Raw genomic sequence first — 24,436 nt, forward strand, 5'->3', positions numbered from 1 at the left:
TGCCAGCAAACATCCCCAGTTCAATCCTAGTCCCACGTTAGCCCAGTCGATACAGAAGTCTAGGCACGTTGGCGCTTACGACCTAACAGAGAAAAGGCGCCACCCACACTCAATAAACCGAAAATCACCGTCGGTTCCGGAACAGCCTCTCCGCTGAGATGTCTTAAATTCTTCTCGCCAATATCAATGGCAAAGACCACATCATTAAAGTCTTTGTCGCTTCCCTCCCAATGGATCACCACATCCTCAAAGGCCAGGATCAGATAGCCCGACTGCTGATAGGCCATGACCTGTTGGTGACCCCCAAGATTCTTACTGGCATCAAGATGTAGGCGCTGGGGGTTACTGCGATTAAAGCCATTGGAGTTGAGGAAGAAGTCAAGAGTGCTTCCCGCTTTAATCATTCCCAAACTAACGAAATCTCCTGCTTCCAGATAACGTTCTGGGGTAATGTGTGAATCCCGATAGCCCTTATGAGTCGAGCAACTATCAGTAACACAAACAATATCATCGAAAAGAATTGTCTCGGAAATTTCTGTGGTTCCGCTCACGCTCACCCCAAGTTGATTGCGGAAATTAGCGCCTTCACTGAGGAAGTGAACCTTGACCTCGTGGTCGAACTTCAAGGTTAAGTCACTCAAATTCAGTTGCTGAGACGCAACAAAACTAGCATCGAGGGCTTGATATTCCGTATGGATGTAGTCTTCAAAAACCCCGCTACCAATCAAAGTTTTGAAGCTATCATCAGCGCTCTCAATCGTAAAAGCTGAGGCAGAGCCTGCAACCGTCAAAGTTGTAACAAGGGCAGTTGCTCCGGCAAGAAGTGAAGATTTCATGGTTAGTTTAGCAGTGAGGGTTATACGTTATTTCAGGTAGATCACACAATCTGAAGGGATTAATGTTTTTGCCTGTGTCCAGTATATCTGGGTTGTTCCCGACTGCTTACTCTAGGCTACAAACTTTATCAAAGCTTTAATCTGTTGATGAGTTTTATATAGTTTTCATGAAGGACGCAAAACTGTAAGTGTCAGGGGTTTTATCCGTGTTTTTGCTGACAATTGCATTGAAGAGATAGTAAATCTACCAAAAAGAAGGGGTATAATGAACCTTCTCCTATTTCCTGATCAGCGTTTTCCATGAATCCCGCCGAATTTTCCCTCATCCCCACGCCCCCCGATGGTTTTCGTTCGGGGTTTATCAGTATTATTGGCCGTCCGAATGTGGGTAAATCCACCCTAATGAATACCCTAGTTGGGCAAAAAGTGGCGATTACCTCTCCCGTCGCCCAAACCACGCGCAATCGTCTCCAGGGGATTCTCACCACCGATGAGGCGCAACTGATTTTTATCGATACCCCGGGTATCCATAAACCCCATCATCAATTGGGGACTGTGTTGGTGCAGAATGCTAAACGCGCCATCAACTCGGGGGATGTGTTGCTGTTTCTGGTGGATGGTTCCGGGGAAGCTGGGGGGGGCGATCGCTATATCGCCGAGTTATTGCAGGAGGTGCAGGTTCCGGTATTGCTGGGAATCAATAAGATAGATTGCCAGTCCTATGATAAAGCCGAGGCCATCGATGCCTCCTATCGAGAACTGGCGGGCGATCGCCCCTGGGAAGTGGTAAAATTCTCGGCCCTGAAGGGAAGCGGAACCCCAGAACTCCTGGAACGGCTCGTCACTCACCTAGAACCCGGCCCCTATTACTATCCCCCGGATTTAGTTACAGACCGCCCGGAACGCTTTATCATGGGCGAGTTGATTCGGGAGCAAATCCTGCTCAACACCCGCGAGGAAGTCCCCCATTCTGTGGCCATCGCCATCGAGAAAGTGGAGGAAACCCCAAACCTGACACGGGTGTTCGCCACCATTAATGTCGAGCGAGACTCCCAAAAGGGGATTCTCATCGGTAAACGAGGCTCAATGCTCAAACAAATCGGTTCCGCCGCGCGGGAGCAAATCCAAAAACTCGTCAGCGGTCAGATTTACCTGGAACTGTTTGTTAAAGTACAACCCAAATGGCGACAGTCCCGCACTCGTCTCAATGAACTCGGCTATCGTGTCGAAGACTAACCTGTTATGACCTCATCAGCTACCCTATCCCCCAGTTCTCCCTCTAAAAGTTCCCTGAGTTCCCTGCTTTCAGCGGCGGTTCGCCTGTGGCTGCGATCGCAGGTTGAAGCGGCCGAAACCCTCAAGATTGAGTTTTCCGGCAAAAATCGGCAACTGTTGCGAGGAGAAATCCCCAGCCTTGATGTTGAAGCCGCCGGAGTGATTTACCAAGGACTCCATTTAGGACAAGTCTGGCTGCAAGCCGGGGCCGTTCGTCTGAATCTTAAACAACTCCTGAAAGGAGAACCCCTACGCCTCTTACAACCGGTTCCCGTGCAACTGCGTCTCACCCTCCATGAGCGAGATCTCACCGCCTCCCTCAACTCCCCTCTCCTCCAACAAGCCAGCCATGAGGTCTTTCAAGGGATTTTACCCAATGAGATAGATTGGAGTCAGGTTAAGATTCAACTACAGGGCGATCGTCTGCATCTCATCACCCCCTCCCCCCAAGGGATTCACCTCAGCACCCATCTAGCCGTCCACCGCAAAGATAACCACCACGCCATCCAACTCCAGGAGTTGCAAGTCCAACGAGACGGCGACCCCTGCATCCAAACCTTCCCCCCCCGAAACATTCCCTTAGATGCTACGGTATCCATCGACGGCCTCACCTGTCACGACGGACTCCTCCATCTCTCGGGAAATTTACAAGCCCAAATGTGATGCGTTCCGGCAAGTTTGAGTCGATAGGCTTAGGTCAAAATCCCTACTGATGCCGGGACGCATCCTACCATCTCTTGCTATTGCCTATTGCCTATTCCCTCCCCCCCCTCTTGCCTCTTGCCTCTTGCCTCTTGCCTTTTCTAAACCATGTTCGACGATTCTACCCTCCAATCTCTCGTTTGGCTTGACTACCGTCTTGCCGTCATCTTCACGGTCATTGTGCCGCTGATTCTTCTCATCTGGGCCTTTGTCCAGAAATTCGAGGCGGTGCAGCGGTTATTAGTCATTTACTGGCGAGTGGCGAGTTTACTGGCCATCACCGTCTATTTAGCCATCGCCTCCCTTCCGATTAGCTTCCTAACCGGCGGACTGGCCCGCATCCTGATTCCCATCAGCCTCTGGTTTTGGGTAGATCTCAATGACGAAATTGACGATGCACCCCGTAAACCCCTCAAATGGGTTCTCACCTCCTGGCGTTGGGCCATCACCGTCTATTGTTTTCTGGGGGTTCTCTTCCAACTGCCCGCCTTCTCCTGTGCTACCTTATCCCGAGAGGAGGTTATCTCTACCACCACCTGTCGGGTTTGGTTAGAGGCCCCTTGGGGATATAAGGCCATGTTTCATCCCAACACCCCGACCGAACTCTTAGGATTTCTTGGTATTGTGGGGTTAGTGGCCTATGTTCTCTGTTTGCTCTATTTCGCCTTCGTGCGTTTGGCAAAACAGGGTCGCTCAGCAATGGGATAATGAGTTATGAGTGCGATCGCCCGGTTAGAACAATACACCATCAAACGGCCCGACGAAGTGTTACGAGTCTTGGCAAGTTGGGACGATGAAACCGATGAAATCCTGATTTTCAAGGGGTTTTCCAGTTCCCTGATGCGCCCAACGGCCAGTGACCCGGACGTGCCGATTATACCGGAACAGGCCCGATTGGATCAGATTGATCGCCTCCATAGCCCCTATCTCCCGGATGAGCCTCGCTATATTGAACAGGGGCTAACCTGGGAGACGATGCAACCCTATCTACAAGAGCTGGGGGTCTAGCTTCAGACTTAGGAAAAAACGACAGTGCGGTTGTTATAGGCTAACACCCGATGCTGGAGGTGCGATCGCACGGCCCGGGCCAAAACCATCCGTTCTAAGTCTTTCCCTTTACGGATTAAGTCAGCCGTCAAGTCACGGTGACTGACTCGGGCCACATCTTGCTCAATAATCGGCCCCTCATCCAGGTCAGGGGTGACATAATGGGCCGTAGCCCCAATAATCTTCACCCCCCGTTCATAGGCCCGATGATAGGGGCGGGCCCCCGGAAAGGCGGGTAAAAAGGAATGGTGAATGTTGATGATTTTGGGGAATTGGGCAATAAATTCCGGACTCACCACCTGCATATATTTGGCCAACACCACTACGTCAATCTCATACTGACGTAGCAGTTCCAATTGTTGGGCTTCTGCCTCAGCTTTAGTTGCTTTTGTGACCGGAATATGGTAAAAATCAATGCCAAATTGTTGGGCGATCGCCCCTAAATCGGGATGATTACTCATAATCAGAGGAATCTCCGCCGGGAGTTCTTTGGCTTGTTGTCGCCACAGCAAATCCAGTAAACAATGGTCCTGTTTCGTCACCCAAATTGCTAAGCGTTGACGTTCATCGGAAAAATGCAATTCCCAACTCGCATTCAGGGGTTTACCCACCGCCGCAAAGGCGCGATCGATGATATCACGGGGCAAATTAAACCCATCTAATTGCCATTCAATGCGACTTAAAAACAAGTCTGCACTAAAATCTGTATGGTGGTCAGCATGAATAATGTTACCACCATTGGCATAAATAAAGTTGGCAATTTTGGCAACTAATCCCTGTTGATCAGGGCATGATAACAGTAACGTTGCAGTGGCTCCGGTCATTACAATGTTAATCTAAAATAGCGTTGAGAAGAACATCAGACAAAGATTTACCCGCCATATCTTCTAGGGTAATCGTATCGACAATATCAAAGGCTGCCCCCGCATCCGTCAGTTGGTCATCAAGGGCCTTGAGAAATTCACGAACTTTGGGGTCAGTCCCAACTTGAATAAAGGAAATTCCCAATTCTTCATCGCGGTCAATTTTTCGAGAGGCTTCAATGAGGAGTTTAATCACATCTTTGCGATTATCCGGTTCCCCATCGGTAATCACCAGCATAATCTCCCCATTAGGTTGACTGGTTCCGGCAGCTTTGCGGTCAAAATAGTTATTTAGAGCATCCTCTAACACGTCGGCTAAGGCTGTTTTGCCGACGGGATTGTTATCTTCAAAAATTTGTCGAACTTTGTCCGCGTTGACATTGTCGTAGCGACGAAAGCGACTGGAAAACAGATAGACGGTAATTCCATCGGGGTCATATTCATCGCACTTTTCCGCGAGGGCGATCGCCGAATTTTTGACGACGTCCCAACGGCTTTTTCCGCCGGCTTGGTCTTGTTCAGACATACTACCGCTGCGGTCAACAATTAACGTATAGTCACGATTTTCTAACATATGCTTGAGCCAAGAGGGTTAGAGGAATGGACAAGGGGTTACGGACAATGCAGCCGTATTTTAACATCGTCTTTGGGAGGATGCGGTACAACTGGGGAATTTTTCTCTTATCGCCCCAAAATTGTCCTCATCTAGCGTTCAATATCACTCGATGGCTGATGGGAGGAATAGCGAGAATCCGGAGTTCCGTCAGCCTTGGGATTGGGGGCGATCGCCTCCGGGTTGGAGGGACGTAGGAGTTCCCGAATCAGGGGATTCCCCGTCACCAGGCCCTTACTCCCCGCGAACCCTAAAATACGAGATTTCGAGAGTCCCCATTCCTGTCGTTGCTTCAACACCTGCAACAACGCCAAGAGAGGGGCGATCGCCTCCACTGACAGATCCAGCCAACCCCCCCCAGTTGTCTCCAAACGTTCCAGCCAGTCGCGGGCCTTCCACGTCGGGGGAATTTCGCAGCTAAAGGGCCGCAACAGGAAGCCACGGGTTAAACCAAACTCCTCAAAATCACAGAGAGTTCTCAGGCGATTTCCCACCCGTTGGCCCCGTTCATCAAACACCACCATCACCCCAACGCGCAACTCCTGGCCCCGTTCACTGGCGACAATCTTCAAATCCAGAGACTTTCGCCGTTGAGAGGTTCCCGATGGCCGCTGTTCAACGCTACGAATCTCCACCCCATCCAGGGTGGTTCCCACTAAACTCTCAAAGCCTACCCCCAAGGCTTCCATCACCAGGGTTTCCGTCATCTGTTCGCTTCCCTGAACCTGAGTCAGACTGCGTTCAAAGGCCTGAGTCACCCGTTCGAGGGGGTCATTTTCCACGGGGCGGAAGTTTTCGGCACACCATTCAATGGCATCATGAAGATCCGACCCTTCCCGGGCCAGGGCCTTAAGTTGCGAGTCATCAAAGGGATAGAGAGGGGAGGGAGGAACCAACTGGCGATCGCGGTAAAACTGACGCAACCAAGCCCGAATCACCGCCCGAACCACCGTTTCATCGGCTTCTGGGAGTTCCAGGGGATCGGCGCGATCGCTCAAATGGCGTGTCATCCGCCCTAACATCGGTTGCACAATCCGTTCCCAAGTTTCGGGGTCCATGACACTCAAGACCACCGTTCCATGGTGACAACGCAGGGCCCGCAAACTCTGAGATAAGCGTACCATCGCCCCCAAGGGAACGCGCATATCCCATTCTTCTTCCAAGGCGTCCTCGTCGGTTTCCTCGAATTCTTCCCCATCGAGGCGATCGAACGCCACCACTAACGGCTTCCAATCTCCCAACAGGTGCAAAATTTCCTCTAATAACTCAGCAGCGCGACTTTCCCGGCTTTCCCCCTGACGTTGGGGAAGGCCTAACTCATCGAGTTTCCAGGCGGCCAGCGATCGCCCTCCCAGCCATTTACGGGCGAAGGGGGCCTGGGCCGGGGCCAACGTCCAGAGAATCGCCCGAACCACATCGGGGTCCCCAATATCCGGGCGCAGCTTAAAGAACCCCTCCGCCACGCGATCGACCCAATGGCGATTGCGATCCTGGGGTTGTCCTCGCAGCCGCCGAATCGCCATCTCAGGGGTTAATTCCTTAACTTGCGTATCCAGACTTTCCAGGGCCTGGGTAGCCAGGGCGCTGGCCAATTCCTGCCATTGCATGAACCCTGAGGGCCCCTTGCGGCTGAGGCTGTAGGCGATCGCATTCAGCAAGACCTGACGAATGGTGGTGCTATCTTGAAACTGCTGAACATCAATATAGATAAACGCCACCTGTCCCGTCAGTTGCAGTTTTTGCCGAACTTGGGCCAGAAAATGGGTTTTACCCGTTCCCATCTCGCCCAAAATGACGAGAGAACAGACTCGTTTTCCCCCCTCAAGTTCGTTCAACGCTGACTGAACCAAGGTCATGGCCTTGCGGTGAGGGGAGGGACAGTCAGGGAGATGTCCGCGCCACAGATCCGCCTCTTCTAGGGCCGCCAACCCGATGAAGGGGTTATGACGCTCGATGGCGCGGTTCAGGGCAGATAGGGTGGATCGATCCAAAGCTTCGGTCAAAACAGGTTAACAACTAGAACGTCGGGGTGAGTGGATATCGCGAGGCTTAGGGGGGATAGTCTCAGTCCAGGGGTTACGTCGGTTGATGTTGGGCGTAGAACTGTTTGCTGTCTTCACAGTAGCGCCAGGATACATGGTCTGGATCTTTGGACTGGGCCCAATCAGTGAAATCAGGTTTATGTTTGCGTTTGCCAATGGTACTCGAACTCACGTTCAGCCGTCGGGCCAGTTGGGCCTGAATTAAAGGTGAATGAAGTTGTGGGGCGTGGGAGGTCGAGTCAGCGGCCGGGTTGACCCTCTCTTGGGGGAACGTTAGTTCAACTGTAGCATTGAACTTTGCTGGATTTTCTTGAGGGGTTGCTGCGATGAATTGAGGGGAATGGAACGGCTGGGATTGCAGAGGAGGCTGAACCTCGGGGTTCCCTTGACTGTGAAGTTGGGGCGAGTCGATGGGGTTGGCCTCAACTTGGGGAGGCTGATCGGCTGTCGAGGACAGTTGGCGATCGCGTTGCCAGAGAAACACCCCCACCCCAGCGGCGATCGCCCCAAAGGCAACCACATTCACCGCTAGCAGCATCGTCATCAGGGTATCAAAGAAGGCGCGGAAGAAGGCAATTCCCCCTTGCAGCAGGGCGGGAATGGCGAATAACGCCACTAGAACCCCGACAACATAACGCCAATAGGCGATCGCGGAGAAATCAACGGAATTGCCATTGCGGGTCATCGGACGGTTGGGAGTGGACGGTTGTTACAAATTTTGCCACATTCTGGTTCCGGCGGCCGTCTTTTTTCCGGTTTTGGTGTCCAGCTAGAGGGTGGAATGCGGGCGAACCAGGACATCGGCGACTCGGGCCACGTCACTCATCGCCGGGAGATCGTGAACCCGGAGAATGTCCGCCCCAGAGGCGATGGCGGCGGTACAGGCGGCGGCAGTTCCCCAGAGGCGATCTTTGGGTTCCGGGCGATCGAGAATGCGGCCAATAAAACTTTTCCGGGAGACTCCTAGAAGCAGGGGATAGCCTAAGCTGTGGAATCGGGGTAACTGTCGCAACAGGTGCAGATTTTGTTCTTGAGTTTTGGCGAAGCCAATCCCCGGATCGAGAATTAACTGGTTTGGGGATACCCCACAGGCGATCGCCGCATGGATATGTTGTTGCAGTTTCTGGGCCACTTCGGCCACCACATCCTCATACTCGGTTAGGGATTGCATGGTTTTGGGGGTTCCCCGCATGTGCATGAGAATCGCCGGAACTTGGCGTTCCCCAATCAGGGGTAACATCTCCGGATCAGCGGTTCCGCCACTGACATCATTAATAATATCCGCCCCAGCATCTAAGGCCGCCGCCGCCACCCCAGCGCGATAGGTATCCACAGAAATGGGACAATTGGAGTGCGATCGCAGGGCTTCAATCAGGGGAACCACCCGTTGTATCTCCGTCTTCAGGGAGACTTCCTCGGCCCCTGGGCGTGTCGATTGGCCACCAATATCGAGAATATCCGCCCCCGAGGTTTCCAGATGTTGGGCTTGGTTGAGGGCGTTTTGCAGCGAGACGAACTCACCCCCATCACTGAAACTGTCAGGAGTGACATTGAGAACGCCCATAATATAGGTGCGATCGCCCCAAACGAACGGGCGATCGCGAATCGTCAACCTCGGATTACAATACCTCACCATTCCCCCTACCGTTTAAGCCTCCCCACGTTCAAAGATTTCATCAGCGGGTAAGTCAGCCGCTTTAGACGCCGCCACCGCCAGGCGATCGCAACATTCATTCTCCTTATTTCCCGCATGGCCTTTCACCCAGACAAACTCCACCTGATGGAACTCCGACAACCGCAACAACTCCTCCCACAAATCAGGATTCTTGGCCCGTTCCTTCTTATTACGCCACCAACCCTTAGCCTTCCAGCGTTTCGCCCATCCCTGCCGCATCGCATCGACAATATACTTGGAATCAGAATACAGCGTCACCTGACAGGCCTGCTTCAGCAACTTCAAGCCCACAATCGCCGCCATCATTTCCATACGATTATTCGTCGTCCGCCGGAACCCTCCTGAGATTTCTTTCCGGAAATCCCGATAAATCAGAACCGTTCCATAGCCCCCCGGCCCCGGATTTCCCTTACAGGCCCCATCTGTGTAAATGGTCACTGACTTCATACTCATCAAACCCACTCCCATGTCCAAGTGTTAATATTTAATCTCTCAACTCTCGCAATAACGTCGGCCGTTTCGCCATCTGGGCCGGATCCGGTAATTGTACCTGGCCATATTCCTCCTCAATGGGGCCAAACAACTGCCAAACTTCCGCCTCAAAGCGTTGACGACTAAAACAGTCTCCCCGACGGCGGGCGGCTTCCTGCAAGGGGGGCCAAGTCTCCGGTTGACAACAGAGATCATAGGTCATTTGCACCAATTCATCCAGAGACTCCAGCAAAAACCCCGACGTCCCCGCTTCCACAATCTCCGGCTGTCCCCCCCCTCGAAACACCAGGGGAATACAGCCATTTTGCATCGCTTCTACGGTCGCCATGCCAAAATGTTCAAATCGTTCGGGATGGGTTTCGTCTAATCCGCACAAATGCCAAAAGAGAGCGGCTTTTTTATAAATAGTTTGCAAGCGTTCTAAGGACACATTGACCTCTAACTCAATGGGGAGTTCTGCCTGTTTGATTTGTTTTTCTAAGCCTTGGAGATAACTATTTTTCTTGGGACTCCCCCCCACTAATACTAAACGCCAACCCTTCATGGTTTGAGGATGAGCAGAATAGAGTCGTTGAAAGGCTTGTATCATCTCTTGCTGTTTCTTCATTCCCCCCGGTTCAAAGCGTCCTACCGCCAAGATGAGGTTTTCTTTAGGAATCGGGTTAGAGGAATCGGGTTTAGTCTCAGGGCCCATCTCCACGGGAGGATAGAGTAAGGTAGTAGGGTTTAAGCGCCAGCGTTTACGAATCCATTGGCTAGTGTACTCGCTATTACTCACTAAGAAACTATAGCGATCGGCGGCAAAATAAGCTTCGCGATGGGTGTCTGGGAAGTGACAGAAAAAGAGGGAGACTGGGGAAAGAGGAACAACCTTGGTCACTTGATTGGCGTTGATAAAAATATCATAATCTTTACTAGCCAGAGCAACCGCATCAAAGGGGTTCTCGGTTTCTGCGGTGACCCAAGTAGAATCAATAATATCGGAGCCACGTTTATCAAAAAATGGCAGGGAAATAATGCGAATTTGGCAGCGGGATAAGTCCAGTCCATACCACTGTTCGAGTTGGTCTCGCTGGACGGGTCGATTGCCGATCAGGGTAATGTCAAACTGGTCTTGTAGGACAGAGGCTAAGGTCGCCAAGTAACGTTGTCCACCGCCAATAAAGTGGAGTGAATTATCATAAATAGCAACACTCATTTTACGGCTATTTAAGATAACTTCTAGGCGTGCTAAAAGCTTGTCTATTTCTCTGGCTCCATAAATTTTTTCGAGTTTTTCACAGAGTTTGGGTAAGATTGATTTAATTGTCTTAGGGTCGTTCTCTGTAAGTAACTTTTTCAGAATAACGGGTAAGCAATCATAGAGTAAATCATAATGCTGTTCAATCCAAAAGACTGAGGTTGTTAGGGCATTGAGGAGATGTTCCGGTTCATGTTTGGCGAGATAGAGAAAGCGGTTGCGGTTACAGAAGTATTCAGTGAGAACTGAACCGGTACTTGACCCCCCCACTTGATGGTCGGCGATCGCCCCAGGGACATAGTGAAAACTCCAACCGCGATCGCGACAGCGTTTTGAGTATTCGACATCTTCAAAATACATGACAAACTCTTCATCAATCGCCCCCACATCTTGCAAACAGGCCCGTTGAAAGAGGGTGGCGGCCCAACAGAGTCCTTCTACCTTGTTGGGCTGATCATACTGACCCTGATCTACTTCACCATAGCCAATATCTGCCCAGTAATGGTTCCTTAGACGGCGATGGCCGACACTATTGATACGCCCATCGAGAAAGCGAATTTTACCCGCTACAGCCCCAATTTTGGGCGATCGCTTAAACTGAGGTAAGAGTTTTCCTAACCAGTCCCGATGTAACTGGGCATCATTATTGAGAAAAGCGATATAGTCTCCCTGGGCCTGTTCGATGCCTAAATTTAGGGCCCTAGCGAAGTTATTGCGGTCATTGCGAAAACACCGCACTTCGGGAAAGTCCTGTTCGACAATGGCCAAGGAGTCATCTTGGGAGCCATTATCGACGAGAATGACATCAAGGCGATCGCGGGGATAATCTAATCGATAGACGGACTCTAAGCAGGAGTGCAGGTAGTGGCGGCCGTTATAGTTGACAATAATAAATGAACAGCAGGGAAGGGGGGAGGAAGACATGGGGGAAGAGGGGTAAGAAGGCAATAGGCAAGCTAGCAGTAGAATGATTGGAACTCTAGCATTTGAGGACTCGGGTACAAAGTTTTGGAATCTACCGGTGGGCTATTCTGAGTTGAGATTGCGGATGAGTTTTTGGATGGCGCGGGTTTGTAGTTTTTGTTGGCTTTTGAGTTCTTCGAGTTCGGTTTCTAAACGGGAAATTGTTTCAGCGCGATCGCGGGCTAACTCTTGTAATTCATCCACCTCTTGGCGTAATTGGGCCACTCGTCCGTTTACGATTTCTGCAAAGCGGGCATTGGCGCCGTTGTAGGCGACTTGAAACATTAAAATCGGTTTCAGGACTTTGCGCGCCAGTCGTCGCGTGGTGGTGATGGCCCGGCCGAAGCGATGGGCCGAGAAGAGGGGAACATGATAGATGTTAGCCCGTTGGCGCAGGGCTATGAGATCATCATCGCGATCGTCGTGTAACTGATCGACGGATTCGATCATCGGTGGGGGCGCATCCTCCACGCCAATGCTGGCGGACAGCGACTGGCGTAGTTGGCGAATCAGTTTGGTGTTGGGGTTGGCCGCTGGGGGCCCCTCAGATTGGCGATCGCTGGACATTGATGATTCCATGGGAAGACTCCATCAGGCTAACTCGATGTGACAGTCATCTCCTACCATAAACCGTAACGCCTTGGGACGGGGACGACCGGTTCCTAACTGGGCCCGTCGGCCGATTAAACTATCGACAATCCGCTGTTGAATGCCCTCAATTCGGGTTTCTTGTAGGATAACGCTATGTTCTAAGTCCACATCCTTGAGGGTTACGCCATCGGCAATACTGCTGTAAGGACCGATAAAGCAGTTTTCCAGGTGACAGTTTTCACCGATAATCACAGGACCGCGCACAGAACAGTTAATCAGTTGGGTTCCCTGACCAATTTTGACTCGCCCCACCACTTGGCTATCTCTATCGAGTTCCCCGAAAATGGCGGTTTGCAGTTCGCTGTCGAGGAGAATTTGGTTGGCGCTGAGGAGATCGTCTTTTTTCCCCGTATCCAGCCACCAGCCTTCTAGGATTTGCGCTTCGACGGGGTTTTTATGATCGAGGAGGTTACTAATGGCGTCGGTGATTTCTAATTCTCCCCGTTCCGAGGGTTTGATGCGGGCGATCGCCTGATGAACTTCGGGGGAGAAGTAATAGATTCCCACGAGGGCCAGGTTCGACGGCGGAACGGCGGGTTTTTCCACCAGTTCCAAGACGCGCCCCGTTTGATCGACTTTCGCCACCCCGAAGGCGCTGGGGTTCTCGACGGGCCGCAGTAGAATCAAGGCATCGAGTTGTTTGTCTTGGAAGTGGTTGAGAAAGGGGGTGAGGTCATTTTGAATCAGGTTATCGCCCAGGTACATGACAAAGGGAGAATCCCCCAGAAAGGGTTGGGCGATTTTGACGGCGTGGGCCAGGCCGGCGGGTTCTTCTTGCAGAATGTAGGTAATCTTGGCCCCGAAGCGATCGCCCTCTCCGGTGAGTTTTTGCACTTCTTCCCCGGTTTCGGGGCTAATGATAATGCCAATCTCGGTGATTCCCGCTGAGACAATGCTTTCAATCCCATACCAGAGGATGGGTTTGTTGGCGACGGGGACCAGTTGTTTGGCCCCTGTATAGGTGAGGGGACGCAGGCGCGTTCCTTTTCCGCCGGAGAGAATCAGTGCTTTCATAGTTGGGGGGAGAGTTAACACAAATATCGCTGCAAGGAACCGCCCCAATTATAGGGGGCAATGAGCCTCTTGTTCACTGGATTCTCTGGGCTGGGGTGGGATTCCGGAGTTTACTCGGGGAAGAGGCTGGGGATATTGATGCAACAGTCGGGGAAGGCTTGGGGGGCGATTTGTCATGGCCTACCACTCGTTGCGATCAATTTGGCGGGCGTCGTCAATCGCATCGGTGAGTTCGCGGGCGTCATCATCGGGCAGAGTTCCGGCAAGCTGTAGCAGGGCCTGCCCATCGTGTTGGGGGGGGTTGCTGGGTAGGTCGAGCAGGGAGTCGAGCAGGTTGAAGACGACTAACTGGAAAGGTTCGGGAAGTTGGCGGAATTTTTCCAGGAGGGTTTGTTCGAGTTGGGTAGGGGTCATTTAGGGTCTGTCTCGGACATGGAACAATGCAGCGGCCATTCTATTGCTTCACCAGACGATGCTGAGATCTAACTGAAATCCCGGCAAAATGGTTTCGCCATCGAGGGTCACGGGGCGATCGCGCTGTTCGGGTTCGAGTCCCTGACGATAAATGTCTGCCCTCTGGGCTTGTCGGTCAATCAACCACCCCAACTTAACGCCAGCCTCCTGATATTCTGCCATCTTATCTCGCAGGTCGTTGAGGTTGTCGCTGGGGGATTTCAGTTCCAGGACGAAGTCGGGGGCGATGGGGGGGAAGGTTTCGCGATCGCCTTGGCTGAGGGCTTCCCAGCGATCGCGACGGATCCAGGCCAGGTCGGGCGATCGGTTTCCACCGTTAGGGAGTTTGAAGCAGGTGGAGGAGTCGAAGACGTAGCCCAGTTTGCTGCGACGATTCCAGAGTACAAAATCCGCTGACAGTTCGACATTGCGGTTGCCGGTTTCGCCACCAGTGGGGGGCATGATGATGAGTTCTCCTCGGGCGTTTCGTTCAAATTTGATGTCGGGGTGGTGATCGCACAGTTGGGCGAACTGGCGATCGCTCAGTTGAATGAAGGGGGTGAGGTCGAGGGTGTAGGTCAGCATTGTGGAAAAGACGTTACCAAATCACGTTGAGATCTAACTGAAATCCCGGCAAAATGGTTTCGCCATCGAGAGTCACGGGGCGATCGCGCTGTTCGGGTTCCTGTCCCTGACGATAAATGTCTACCCTCTGGGCTTGTCGGTCAATCAACCACCCCAACTTAACGCCAGCCTCCTGATATTCTGCCATCTTATCCCGCAGGTCGTTGAGGTTGTCGCTGGGGGATTTCAGTTTCAGGACAAAGTCAGGGGCGATGGGGGGGAAGGTTTCGCGATCGCCTTGGCTGAGGGCCTCCCAGCGATCGCGACGGATCCAGGCGACGTCGGGGGAGCGGTTTCCACCGTTGGGAAGTTTGAAGCAAGTGGAGGAGTCGAAGAGATAGCCGAGTTGGTGGCGTTCATTCCAAATCCCCAGTTTCACGATGAGCGAGGCGTTGCGGTTGCCGGTTTCGCCACCAGTGGGGGGCATGATGATGAGTTCTCCTCGGGCGTTTCGTTCAAATTTGATGTCGGGGTGGTGATCGCACAGTTGGGCGAACTGGCGATCGCTCAGTTGAATGAAGGGGGTAAGGTCAAGGGTGTAGGTCAGCATCTTTGCCGGGCGATCGCGGTTTCTGGAAACTGAAGTTGTTTTAATCCTAGCACCCGTTTTAGATTGTGAAGGTGATCGCTAGCCCGATTTCCCAAACGACCCAGCAATAGCTCAGCGAGGGGTTCTTCACTTGAGGTCACATTGTTGCTGAATCAACTCTAAAAATTTCAAAACTTGCTTGTAATATTGCTGTACCTTCCCTAGTGTAATACCTTGGTCTCCACCGTGAGCAACATTATTACGAATGGTAACTATACTAGCAACTGCTACGCTAATTTCTTCATCAATTCCTTCTAATTCCTTTGCCCAGTCTTCCTTAAAGTCTCCTGCTAAATCAATAATATCTTTAACTTTTGGATTCTGAAATCTCTTCAATTTTGCTGTAACATACCTGTGAACTTCAGGTGATGCTTTTTCTCTAGTATATTGACCATAGCAATCCCGGACTGTTGTTTCAATCAAACCCGAAATTCGTATTGAAATGTAGCGAGCAAAATTATGACTTAGTTCTAAATCTTCAATCGTTTTGGATTTATCAATTAGAGAATCAATTTTGCTTTTTCTTTGATGAAATCTCTGAAGAGACATATTAAGTTAAGGAACATTCTGAAATTTTTGGGTGGCTAGATCAATCCTGTTTTTAACATTTCTTATATTGGTCATCTGCCTAGAGTTGATACTAGATTCTAAAAATTTATGATTTTCTAGCAACTCATTATAGGCATTCTGGAGAAGAGACTTTTGCTGTACTTCTCCCTGCTTAAGACGATTAGCAACACCAACCATTACAGCATCAAATACAGCAGCATGAAGTCCCCGACGAGGACGAAAAGCTCTTTCTCCAAGTGCCTGATAGATTGTGTTAATAGTATTCTCAAAGACTCCTTTAATTTCCAGTGCTGAATATCGTTGTAAATTTCGATTTGTTTTCATGAACTGGTTAAGAAATTCTTTCATCGATTTTTTGTATGAGTCAATTGCGAAATTTAATGCAATAAATCGAAGAATTAGTTCACAATCTTTCATTCTTTTGCTAGGATCGGGTTTTCGGGAACTTTCATCTCCCTGAAATATTTTTTGCCAAATTTCATGCTGATTTAATTCATTTAAAAGCTGATTGAATTCTCCATAGTATATAGACGCTCTAATTTCTTGTGTTGACAGTTGCGTTCCTCCAGTATTAAGACGCTCAAAAATGTAATACATACTTGTACTAAATTCTTCTTGAGGTTCTTCTTGACGCACAATTGTTGCTGGCAAAATAGAATCATCTAGTTGCCTTTGATCATTGGCGGATAAATCTTCATAACCTTTACCGTCAAACTGCTCGGCGACTTTTGATAAACGAAAGTGTGTCTGTTTATTTTCATCACTTTTAATGGGAAATATTCCCTCATAAAAATACTGAAGTGTTTTAAGTCTTTGCTGACCATCAATGACAATTAGCTTATTTGTTTCAGGTTCTTTTGCCAGGAAAATTCCCGGAACAGGCAGACCGAGCAACAATGATTCGATGAACCGGGAAGCCTGTTCCTTTTTCCATACATACGAACGCTGAAAATCTGGTATATAAATATCTTGCCGTTGAATTCTTTTGACTAATCCATCTACTGGATAATCAGCATTGTAACTGGTAATAGAATAGGAGCTTGGCGATACGGTCTCTTGAACATCTCCTTCTATTTTATTAGAAGGGGACTGAGGGTTGGCTGAATTCTGAACGTTTGACATTTTTCAACTCGTAACCTTTTGAGATGACTTGTTAGACTGAATGCTTACTGTGTAGACAATTTCATGTTTTTGAGTATTTTTTGTGATTGTAAATTATTAACTCAAATACCTAAGCCTAATTGTATCACACTATCCAGTCTTACGTCCATTGATAAACTGTTTTTGATGTGGATTTGGTTTGGGTCACCCCAGAGCTTTGCAATTTGGTAACTTCAGCCCTTGATGGTTACATCTGTAACCATTGCGAACTATTAAAATTACGACCTGTTAACCTAAGGAGTTTTTAAACCCAGCAGGTCTTTCGAGAATGTCTGAAACGTGGTACTCGCGGAGCTTCACACCTTATCTCCCAACAACAGAATCAGGGTTTTACCCTCTTTAAGTGGGAAGCCAATGCCCGATTAAGGTAGTCAGGGGGACTTCTTAGACATCCTCTTAACCCCCCAACCAAGAAGGTGTTTAGCCAAGGACGTGTTAAACCTATTCAGGTGCATCTCAATCAGAACTATCTCGGATAAAACGCCTCGAATCATGAGATGCACCCAACAGAGTCTCTAGTTTTTCTTCAACCAGGAGAACATCGCCCGCAAGTCTTTCCCAACTTCTTCAATAGGGTGTTCCGCTTCCTGACGACGCATGGCCGTGAATCCGGGTTTACCCGATTGATTTTCCAAGACAAATTCCCGGGCAAATTGTCCCGATTGGATTTCGCTGAGAATCTCTTGCATGGCGGCTTTGGTTTCCGGAGTCACCACCCGAGGTCCCCGGGTATAGTCACCATATTCAGCGGTGTTGGAGATGCTGTCACGCATGGTCGCGAGACCGCCTTCCACGACCAAGTCCACAATCAATTTAACTTCGTGGAGACATTCAAAATACGCCAGTTCCGGTTGATAACCCGCTTCAATGAGGGTTTCAAACCCGGCTTTGATGAGCGCACTTAAGCCCCCACATAAGACGGCTTGTTCGCCAAATAAATCGGTTTCGGTTTCTTCCCGGAAACTGGTTTCTAAGATGCCAGCACGAGTTCCGCCAATTCCTTTCGCATAGGCCATCGCGCGATCGCGGGCCTGGCCGGAGGCATCTTGATATACGGCAAACAGACAGGGAACACCCTCCCCTTGTTCATAAGTCCGACGCACCAAATGACCGGGGCCTTTGGGGGCAATCATAACCACATCGACGTTTTCGGGGGGAACCACTTGCCCAAAATGGATGTTAAATCCATGGGCGAAGGCTAAAACATCGCCCTCTTTCAGATTCGGTTCAATTTCTTGTTTGTAAACGGTTTTCTGCACCTCATCCGGTAGCAGAATCATGATTAAATCGGCTTTCTCGGCGGCTTCCGCGACAGGATACACCGTCAGTCCGGCATCTTTGGCTTTGGGAGCCGATTTACTGCCAGGATACAGGCCAACGATGACATTCACGCCACTATCTTTTAAATTAAGAGCATGGGCGTGTCCTTGGGAACCATAGCCGATGATGGCAACGGTTTTATCGGCGAGTCTGTCCAGATTCGCATCTTGGTCGTAGTACATGCGAGCCATATGCACGTCTCCTTGAAAAATTCGGTGAATCGGCTGACTATCACAGGAATGCTGCCCCTGTTGTGAATCGTTGAGGATTCAGCGTTAGATAGAAAACACAATCTTTTATTGTACCAAAGAGTGGTCGGGCTGTTCCGGGTTGTAAGTTTCCTCGGCGATCGCCCGCGTTCGGTCGGATCAGAGGTTAAACTACAGAACATGGACAGGTGACCTGCGAAAACGGTTCGAGAGAGGGACAACGAATATGAGGCTCAGGCGGTATTCTATCCAAGTTGCGACTCACCTGGTGATGGCCATGGCGGTTGTCCTCTTCTCCGCTTCTGGTAACCTGGTCCGGGGACAGGGGTCTCCCAACTTGACGGAAGCTGAGACTGAGGAATTACAACGGTTTCGGGCCCAGGAGAGGTTTCAAGAGGATTGGGAACGGGCGATCGCCAATAGTGTCAGTTTACGCGATCGCATCGACGACCGAATTGAAAATGCCCTGGCCGCCCAACGCCCGGCCATTACGGCGGTCTTTGTGGTCTTGGCCCTGCTGCCCTTGTTGGGGGCGATCGCCGTTTGGCTGATTCTCAGTCGCCTGGAAGCCCGCGCTAATGCCTACGCCCAGGAAATTGACAGCATCAAAAATGATGCTATGGCGGAGTTACTGGGGATGATGAATGAGGCCCATAGTGTCTTACATCAAATTCAAACCAAAATCCATGAGCCACTTCCCCGAGTTCCTGTGGGGGCGGAACGCCAGATTAGTTCCGGTTCCCAGACTAGAGAAGCCCAGTCTGACGATGAGGAGAATCAGCAGGGGTTTGGGTCGTTTCAGGGAGTTTCACCGCCAAGGGAGTCTCCTCCAGAGGACGACTTGGATATCCTTCGAGATGATTCTTCACCCACAGACTCTCAAGCATTGCAAGACATCTCTATGGAGTCCGTAGGGGACATACAGGAGGACGAACCCCCTCCATCGTTGAACTCAATTCTCGACTCAGAGGAAGACCAAGAGGACGAACCCCCTCCATCGTTGAACTCAATTCTCGACTCAGAGGAAGACCAAGAGGACGAAACGCCCAAGACGACATCCCCCCCATCCGTCAATTCCATTTTAGAGAACGATTCAGAGGGGGAGGACGAACTTCCCTCCAGGACTACTCCTGAGACAGTGGCCCGGCCTCCCATCACCTATCGCGGTGGTGACGAGGGAATTGCGACCGCCTCTGAAAACCGTCTCAATGGCAATACCCAAACCTATCGCCTTCCGGAACAGGAACCGGTACGCCCCCCTGAACGCCCCCAACGACCCCCTCAACCGCCTCAAGTGGGTGCAGCGGAGTTTTGCCGTCAAGCGAATGCCCTCTTCTTTAGTGGTCGCTATAGCGAAGCCATCATCGCCTATCAGCAAGCCGTCCAACTTAAGCCCGATTACCATCAAGCCTGGAGTAATCAGGGAAGTGCCTTATTCCATCTACAACGCTATCCCGAGGCGATCGCCGCCTATGATCGCGCTCTGGGTATTCATCCTGACTATCCTGAAGCCTGGAACAACAAAGGGGGCGCACTGTCTAAACTGGGTCAGTATGAGGAGGCGTTAGCGGCTTATGATCGCGCGGTGGAACTCAAACCGGATTATGTGGAAGCCTGGAATAATCGTGGTTTGGCCCTAATGGAACTAAAACGCTATAAGGAATCCGTTGCTTCCTATAACCGGGCGGTGAAGTTAAAACCGGATTATGTGGAAGCCTGGAATAATCGTGGCCTAGCCTTTGCTGCTGCGAATCTCCATGAACATGCTCTACGCTGTTTTGAGAAGGCCCAGGGTCTCAATCCGGACAATATTGATGCCTATCGCTATCAGGGGGTGTCTCTGGCCGCCCTGGAACGCTATCCCGAAGCCATCCGCGCTTACCAACGGGGAACAGAGATTCAGCCCAATGATATTCCGACTTGGTACTATCTGGGACAACTTTTAACACAACTAGAACGGTATGATGAGGCGATCGCCGCTTACGATGAGGCGATCGCCCTACAGCCCGCTATTCCCGAGATTTGGTATAACAGGGCTGGTTGCTATAGTGCGCAAGGGTTTGTTGCCCCCTGCTTGGAAAGCTTGCAGGAGGCCCTTCGTCTAGCCCCTCATCCTTATCGCGAACGGGCCCAGGTGGACCCGATGTTCGATGAGATTCGCCAAGATGAACGATTTAAACAGTTGTTGTTGTAGGGGGAAACGTGATGGAGAGGCAATAGGGAAAACCCACCCCTGCCCCTCCCAGGAGGGGATGGCAATAGGCAATAGGGAGAACCCACCCCTGCCCCTCCCAGGAGCTAATCTTGTAGGGGTTTATCAGGTCGAGTGAAAATCTTGAGCCAAACCGTCACTTGAGGGGGCGATTGACTAGCCAGACCACTAGCCCGACCCAAGATTAACCCAACTTTACGCCAAATCCGAGCCACGGCTGTGACTTTCCCGGATGAGGGAGCCCACGGTAAGACATTATACAGAAGGTCGGGTTCAAGATTGGGGAACTCGACCGGGTTGAGACTCTTAAAAGCGACCGAGACCAGAGCGGTCGTTGGCACAAAACCTGTGTCAAGTCCAGAAGACCTCTAGCTCTCAACCCCGGAAGACCCCAGAGAAGCTAGCTTCATAAAGAAAAAGCGGTCCAGAGCCGTGGCCAGCACTTTCACTCCCGGAAAGGGTTGTTTTTTCGACGGGGCAAAGCCAATCAGTTTAGTTAAGGCTAAGACGGCCTGACCAAGAGAAACGATTTTTTGAGAGGAGACCTTCTCTAACAAGGTCACCTCCTCCGAATCAAACACCACCTGGGCACATTGTTCAGGATTTTCCCGAATCCCATGAGTCAGGGCCAGTAGCTGCCAGGCGACCACTGAATAAAAGCTCAAGGCGTTGACTAGGGTATGGATATCATCAAACTGTAATTTTTCCACATTCAAGGCTCCGGACTTGAGAGTGTAATGAAAGCGTTCGACTTGCCATCTGAGGGCATAAAAGCGGGTTACCCGTATCACCTGCTCTCGGGTCTCAATTGGCAGACTGGTCAATAAATACCAAGTAGCCGCTTCTTGGGTAGGGGACAGCTCTTCCTGGGTTTTCACGTCGACACAACGGATTTCCTCGGCGACGACCAAGGATAAACCTTGCGTTTTATGCTTTCTGGGACTTAACTTTTTCTCCGGATAAACGTTGACCGCCCCAGCTCTTAAGCGAAGAGTCACCTCCACTTCTCGGTTTTGACGCTCAATCCGTATCCGTTCATAGCCAAAGTCTTCCAACTCCTCGGGAATCTCGGCGAGTTTAGCCACCACTTGGCTCGAGGCGACTTCCAAGTTTCGCTGTTGATACACCCGGACGATGAATTCGACATTGTCTTCTCGGGGAGCTTTGAACAGGTCAAACACGTCTCCTTCTCGGTCTTCGACTGAGACAAAGCACTTGCTCGATTGCCTCGCTTGCTCATTGATGGCATCTAGCCCCTTGAGCCATTTACAGCTTTCTTTTTCTCCTTCGGCTAGATTCAGTCCCCCCTTTCGAGTCCAATATTGTTGTCCTAACAGTCCTAAGGGCAGACCGGACTCGTTCACCAGGAGGACATTGTGTTGTATGACTCCTCTGACTTTTCCTTGGATTACCCCTAGCCCCGACATCTCCTTGTGTCCTGAGTAGTTGTAATAGGTGGTGTCTTGGGCGGCAATCACATAGTCCCCTTCTGTGGCTGAGGCTCGTTCCCTTGTCGCTTCGATATGTCTCGATAGCATCACATCTTGGGTCATTTGCTTATGGGAGAACAGACGGGCAACGGTTTGGCGAAAACTGTTACCCATACATTGAGAGAATGATAAGTTGGGTTTGCTACAGGCCAGGCTATAGGCTTTCTCTAGACTTCTTTGAACTTGGGGTCGGAATAGTCCTTGGCTGCTGAACTCGCTCATCGGGGGCTTCTCTCAACTTGGCTCGGTCACCTATTTATCTTGTCAAATTGGCGCGACGGTCAGCAACCCCCTTCTCTTTTTCCCGAGCACCCCCCGGCGAGGGCTTGCTGCTGCCATGACCAGTCTGCCCCTGAAGCTTTCGCGTCAGCTCTGCCCCTAAGATAGGCAGAGCTGACTTGAGAGGGTCCCCTTGTTCTCTTTCTCTCCGGCTACTGCTGCTGCCCCTCCATCGCCCCTGACCGGGGCGACTTGACTCAAGACTTTCACTGGGTTTCACAAACCCCTACAAGATTAGCCCAGGAGGGGAGAACCGATTCTTAAAAATTCATAACTCACGAGTTACCATGATTCAAAAATCTTACATCCTCGCCGTTCTATCGTTACTGTTAGTTGCCCCCCGAGGGGCGATCGCTCAGGACCCAACTCCCCCCGATGCTGCCCCTCCTGACGCAACTGCCCCCATGCCGCCTCCAGAGCCGGAAGAACCCCCTTTTATTGCCCCAGCCCCGGCCGATGCAACGGCTGATTTAGATTCGCAAATTGACAATCGGCTACGCAATAGTTCGGTGGTTCGTGATGCGATTAATGATGCTGTTGATCGTAACTTTGCCTGGACGTTTGGCCTCTTAAATATCCTCTTATTGCTGTTAATTCTCTTCCCCATTGCGGGCCTGGCGTTGTTGTGGTGGATGCGTCGGGAAATGGTGTCACAAGTGGTGGATGAGGTGGAAAATCACCTCTCTGATGAGTTGAAGGCAGAAGTGAGTCGGGAGTTAAAAGCTGATTTTGCCTCGGCTTCCTCATCGGGGCCAGGAACGCCTACGGCTGAGCCAGCACAACTTAAGGATATGGTCTCTATGGCCCTGTCGGTGCAAAATGTGATGTCCAATGCTCGTCATACCATTGAGAACTCGATGCAATTGCAAGATCGGCTCAATGGACGTTTGCAGGATGTCTTGGAACTCCAGATGATGCAGGGACGACAACTGGAGGCTAATGGACAATATACTGAGGCGATCGCCGCCTTTGATCGCGCCATCGAGGTGGATGAACGCCATCCTGAGGCTTATTGCGCCAAAGGAACCCTCCTCGTTAGCCTACAACGCCTCGAAGAAGCCCTTGCTACCTATGCCCAGGCGGTGAAAGTGGCCCCCGATTGTGCTGAGGCTTGGTATGGAATCGCCCGCTGTTATGCCCTAGTCGGCCATCAGGAACCGGCGATTGAGAATCTTAAAAAGGCAATTCATCTCAATCCTGACTTGAAGGCTGAGGCCCAGGAGAGTGAGGCCTTCGCCAGTCTCCGGGAACAGGATGACTTCCAAAGCGCCCTCGCCATCGCCCAATAAACGGCAAAACTTATCAATTTGTAACAAGGACTTGACAACTCGGTACAATAGACTCAAACAAATCTCTTTTTAGATAACGTCATGAGTCAATTTACCTTAAACGTCTTGGCGATCGGCATTTTTAGCCTCACCATGTTTTCCCTCTTGGGGCCGATGCTAAACCTATCGCCTCTCTATCCGGCGGCGACGGTGTTTGTTCTGTTGGGATTGGCGACGGTTGACCAGTTGGGCTTCCAAGGTCAGGGAGGACAGGTGTTTCTGGATTGGTTGGGGGCGAATACGGGCGATCGCCGCCAGCGAGTCATCCGCCATGAAGCGGGGCATTTCCTGGTGGCCTATCTCCTGGATGTCCCCATCGCCAACTATAGTCTCAGCGCCTGGGAAGCCCTCAAACAAGGACAAAGCGGACGAGGCGGCGTTCAGTTTGACGATGGGCAATTGCTATCTGAACTCAGTCAAGGACAACTCTCGGCCCAACAGTTAAATCGCTATGCGATGGTCTGGATGGCGGGAATAGCTGCCGAAGAACTCGACGAAGACAGTGCCCGAGGGGGTATTGACGATCGCCAGCAACTGCGTTTAGTCTTGCGTCAGTTACGTCCGGTTGTTCGTGACAGTGAAGCCCGAGAACGTTGGGCAATTTTACAGGCGCGAACCCTCATTGATCGCCATCGGGATGCTTATGAGGCCTTAGTTGAGGCCATGTCTCAACGGCTTAGTGTTCAGGAATGCTGCGATCGCATCCAGGAACATCTCACCCCAGCCGTCTCCTAATCGCCTCTTGACGGGGGTGGTTGTTTCGTCCGATGGTTGAGGGGAAGGGTTGT

General features: G+C 51.0%; 26 protein-coding genes. 7 read left to right on the forward strand and 19 right to left on the reverse strand.

Features of this window, described 5'->3' with window-relative positions:
• Positions 1 to 59: 59 nt before the first annotated feature.
• Positions 60 to 836, reverse strand: a complete 777-nt coding sequence (locus NEA10_RS02070; protein WP_252663552.1) for a DUF4114 domain-containing protein — start codon at positions 834 to 836, stop codon at positions 60 to 62.
• 300 nt (positions 837 to 1,136) lie between these two features.
• On the opposite strand from NEA10_RS02070, the gene era reads away from it, so the two are divergent.
• From era to NEA10_RS02090, 4 genes are all read left to right on the forward strand, one after another.
• On the forward strand, positions 1,137 to 2,072 hold the full coding sequence (era, locus tag NEA10_RS02075) for a GTPase Era (protein WP_252663553.1): 936 nt from the start codon (positions 1,137 to 1,139) through the stop codon (positions 2,070 to 2,072).
• Positions 2,073 to 2,078: 6 nt separating this feature from the next.
• The gene (locus NEA10_RS02080) at positions 2,079 to 2,774 is read left to right on the forward strand and encodes an LmeA family phospholipid-binding protein (RefSeq protein ID WP_252663554.1); all 696 of its coding nucleotides are present in this window, start codon (positions 2,079 to 2,081) and stop codon (positions 2,772 to 2,774) included.
• A gap of 147 nt (positions 2,775 to 2,921) precedes the next feature.
• Complete coding sequence (locus NEA10_RS02085) at positions 2,922 to 3,521, forward strand: DUF3177 family protein (protein WP_252663555.1); 600 nt, start codon at positions 2,922 to 2,924, stop codon at positions 3,519 to 3,521.
• A gap of 6 nt (positions 3,522 to 3,527) precedes the next feature.
• Positions 3,528 to 3,821, forward strand: coding sequence for a DUF7734 family protein (locus NEA10_RS02090; protein ID WP_252663556.1), 294 nt, complete (start codon positions 3,528 to 3,530; stop codon positions 3,819 to 3,821).
• Between the two features lie 8 nt (positions 3,822 to 3,829).
• Here NEA10_RS02090 and purU read toward each other — a convergent pair whose 3' ends face one another.
• The 16 genes from purU to ilvC all read right to left on the reverse strand — a co-directional run bounded on the left by purU (position 3,830) and on the right by ilvC (position 18,327).
• A complete protein-coding gene (gene purU / locus NEA10_RS02095) occupies positions 3,830 to 4,684 on the reverse strand; it encodes a formyltetrahydrofolate deformylase (protein WP_252663557.1) in 855 nt (284 codons plus the stop codon).
• A 7-nt stretch (positions 4,685 to 4,691) separates the two neighbouring features.
• Positions 4,692 to 5,297 (reverse strand): VWA domain-containing protein, encoded by a 606-nt coding sequence (locus NEA10_RS02100; protein ID WP_252663558.1) that lies wholly within the window; start codon positions 5,295 to 5,297, stop codon positions 4,692 to 4,694.
• 131 nt (positions 5,298 to 5,428) lie between these two features.
• A complete protein-coding gene (locus NEA10_RS02105) occupies positions 5,429 to 7,327 on the reverse strand; it encodes an AAA family ATPase (RefSeq protein ID WP_252663559.1) in 1,899 nt (632 codons plus the stop codon).
• An 85-nt stretch (positions 7,328 to 7,412) separates the two neighbouring features.
• Entirely contained in the window at positions 7,413 to 8,063 is a 651-nt protein-coding gene (locus NEA10_RS02110) for a hypothetical protein (RefSeq protein WP_252663560.1), read from the reverse strand.
• An 84-nt stretch (positions 8,064 to 8,147) separates the two neighbouring features.
• Complete coding sequence (folP, locus tag NEA10_RS02115) at positions 8,148 to 9,014, reverse strand: dihydropteroate synthase (RefSeq protein ID WP_252663561.1); 867 nt, start codon at positions 9,012 to 9,014, stop codon at positions 8,148 to 8,150.
• A 12-nt stretch (positions 9,015 to 9,026) separates the two neighbouring features.
• Entirely contained in the window at positions 9,027 to 9,506 is a 480-nt protein-coding gene (rnhA, locus tag NEA10_RS02120) for a ribonuclease HI (RefSeq protein WP_252663562.1), read from the reverse strand.
• A gap of 31 nt (positions 9,507 to 9,537) precedes the next feature.
• A complete protein-coding gene (locus NEA10_RS02125; RefSeq protein WP_252663563.1) occupies positions 9,538 to 11,709 on the reverse strand; it encodes a glycosyltransferase in 2,172 nt (723 codons plus the stop codon).
• Positions 11,710 to 11,811: 102 nt separating this feature from the next.
• Entirely contained in the window at positions 11,812 to 12,327 is a 516-nt protein-coding gene (locus NEA10_RS02130) for a cell division protein ZapB (RefSeq protein WP_252663564.1), read from the reverse strand.
• A gap of 12 nt (positions 12,328 to 12,339) precedes the next feature.
• Entirely contained in the window at positions 12,340 to 13,413 is a 1,074-nt protein-coding gene (locus tag NEA10_RS02135; protein WP_252663565.1) for a glucose-1-phosphate thymidylyltransferase, read from the reverse strand.
• Between the two features lie 180 nt (positions 13,414 to 13,593).
• On the reverse strand, positions 13,594 to 13,827 hold the full coding sequence (locus tag NEA10_RS02140) for a hypothetical protein (protein ID WP_252663566.1): 234 nt from the start codon (positions 13,825 to 13,827) through the stop codon (positions 13,594 to 13,596).
• Between the two features lie 48 nt (positions 13,828 to 13,875).
• Positions 13,876 to 14,451 carry a Uma2 family endonuclease gene (locus NEA10_RS02145; RefSeq protein WP_252663567.1) on the reverse strand — a complete coding sequence of 192 codons (576 nt, stop codon included), beginning with the start codon at positions 14,449 to 14,451 and terminating at the stop codon, positions 13,876 to 13,878.
• Between the two features lie 13 nt (positions 14,452 to 14,464).
• Positions 14,465 to 15,040 carry a Uma2 family endonuclease gene (locus NEA10_RS02150; RefSeq protein WP_252663568.1) on the reverse strand — a complete coding sequence of 192 codons (576 nt, stop codon included), beginning with the start codon at positions 15,038 to 15,040 and terminating at the stop codon, positions 14,465 to 14,467.
• Entirely contained in the window at positions 15,034 to 15,180 is a 147-nt protein-coding gene (locus tag NEA10_RS02155) for a hypothetical protein (protein WP_252663569.1), read from the reverse strand. The genes NEA10_RS02150 and NEA10_RS02155 overlap by 7 nt, the downstream gene beginning before the upstream one ends.
• Positions 15,167 to 15,628, reverse strand: coding sequence for a HEPN domain-containing protein (locus tag NEA10_RS02160; RefSeq protein WP_252663570.1), 462 nt, complete (start codon positions 15,626 to 15,628; stop codon positions 15,167 to 15,169). Before NEA10_RS02160 ends, NEA10_RS02155 begins: the two co-directional genes overlap by 14 nt.
• 6 nt (positions 15,629 to 15,634) lie before the next feature.
• Positions 15,635 to 16,771, reverse strand: a complete 1,137-nt coding sequence (locus NEA10_RS02165; protein WP_252663571.1) for a DUF262 domain-containing protein — start codon at positions 16,769 to 16,771, stop codon at positions 15,635 to 15,637.
• A 554-nt stretch (positions 16,772 to 17,325) separates the two neighbouring features.
• Positions 17,326 to 18,327, reverse strand: a complete 1,002-nt coding sequence (gene ilvC / locus NEA10_RS02170; RefSeq protein WP_374111835.1) for a ketol-acid reductoisomerase — start codon at positions 18,325 to 18,327, stop codon at positions 17,326 to 17,328.
• A gap of 238 nt (positions 18,328 to 18,565) precedes the next feature.
• On the opposite strand from ilvC, the gene NEA10_RS02175 reads away from it, so the two are divergent.
• Complete coding sequence (locus tag NEA10_RS02175; RefSeq protein WP_252663573.1) at positions 18,566 to 20,533, forward strand: tetratricopeptide repeat protein; 1,968 nt, start codon at positions 18,566 to 18,568, stop codon at positions 20,531 to 20,533.
• Between the two features lie 104 nt (positions 20,534 to 20,637).
• On the opposite strand, the gene NEA10_RS20800 is transcribed toward NEA10_RS02175, so the two are convergent.
• Both NEA10_RS20800 and NEA10_RS02180 read right to left on the reverse strand, forming a co-directional pair.
• A complete protein-coding gene (locus NEA10_RS20800; RefSeq protein WP_258719038.1) occupies positions 20,638 to 20,766 on the reverse strand; it encodes a hypothetical protein in 129 nt (42 codons plus the stop codon).
• Positions 20,767 to 20,919: 153 nt separating this feature from the next.
• A complete protein-coding gene (locus tag NEA10_RS02180) occupies positions 20,920 to 22,263 on the reverse strand; it encodes an IS4 family transposase (protein ID WP_252659620.1) in 1,344 nt (447 codons plus the stop codon).
• Between the two features lie 344 nt (positions 22,264 to 22,607).
• On the opposite strand from NEA10_RS02180, the gene NEA10_RS02185 reads away from it, so the two are divergent.
• Positions 22,608 to 23,609, forward strand: a complete 1,002-nt coding sequence (locus NEA10_RS02185) for a TPR end-of-group domain-containing protein (protein ID WP_252663574.1) — start codon at positions 22,608 to 22,610, stop codon at positions 23,607 to 23,609.
• Positions 23,610 to 23,690: 81 nt separating this feature from the next.
• The gene (locus tag NEA10_RS02190; protein ID WP_252663575.1) at positions 23,691 to 24,383 is read left to right on the forward strand and encodes an ATP-dependent Zn protease; all 693 of its coding nucleotides are present in this window, start codon (positions 23,691 to 23,693) and stop codon (positions 24,381 to 24,383) included.
• Positions 24,384 to 24,436 lie beyond the last annotated feature (53 nt).

The sequence above is a fragment of the Phormidium yuhuli AB48 genome, from assembly GCF_023983615.1.
Taxonomy (GTDB): domain Bacteria; phylum Cyanobacteriota; class Cyanobacteriia; order Cyanobacteriales; family Geitlerinemataceae; genus Sodalinema; species Sodalinema yuhuli.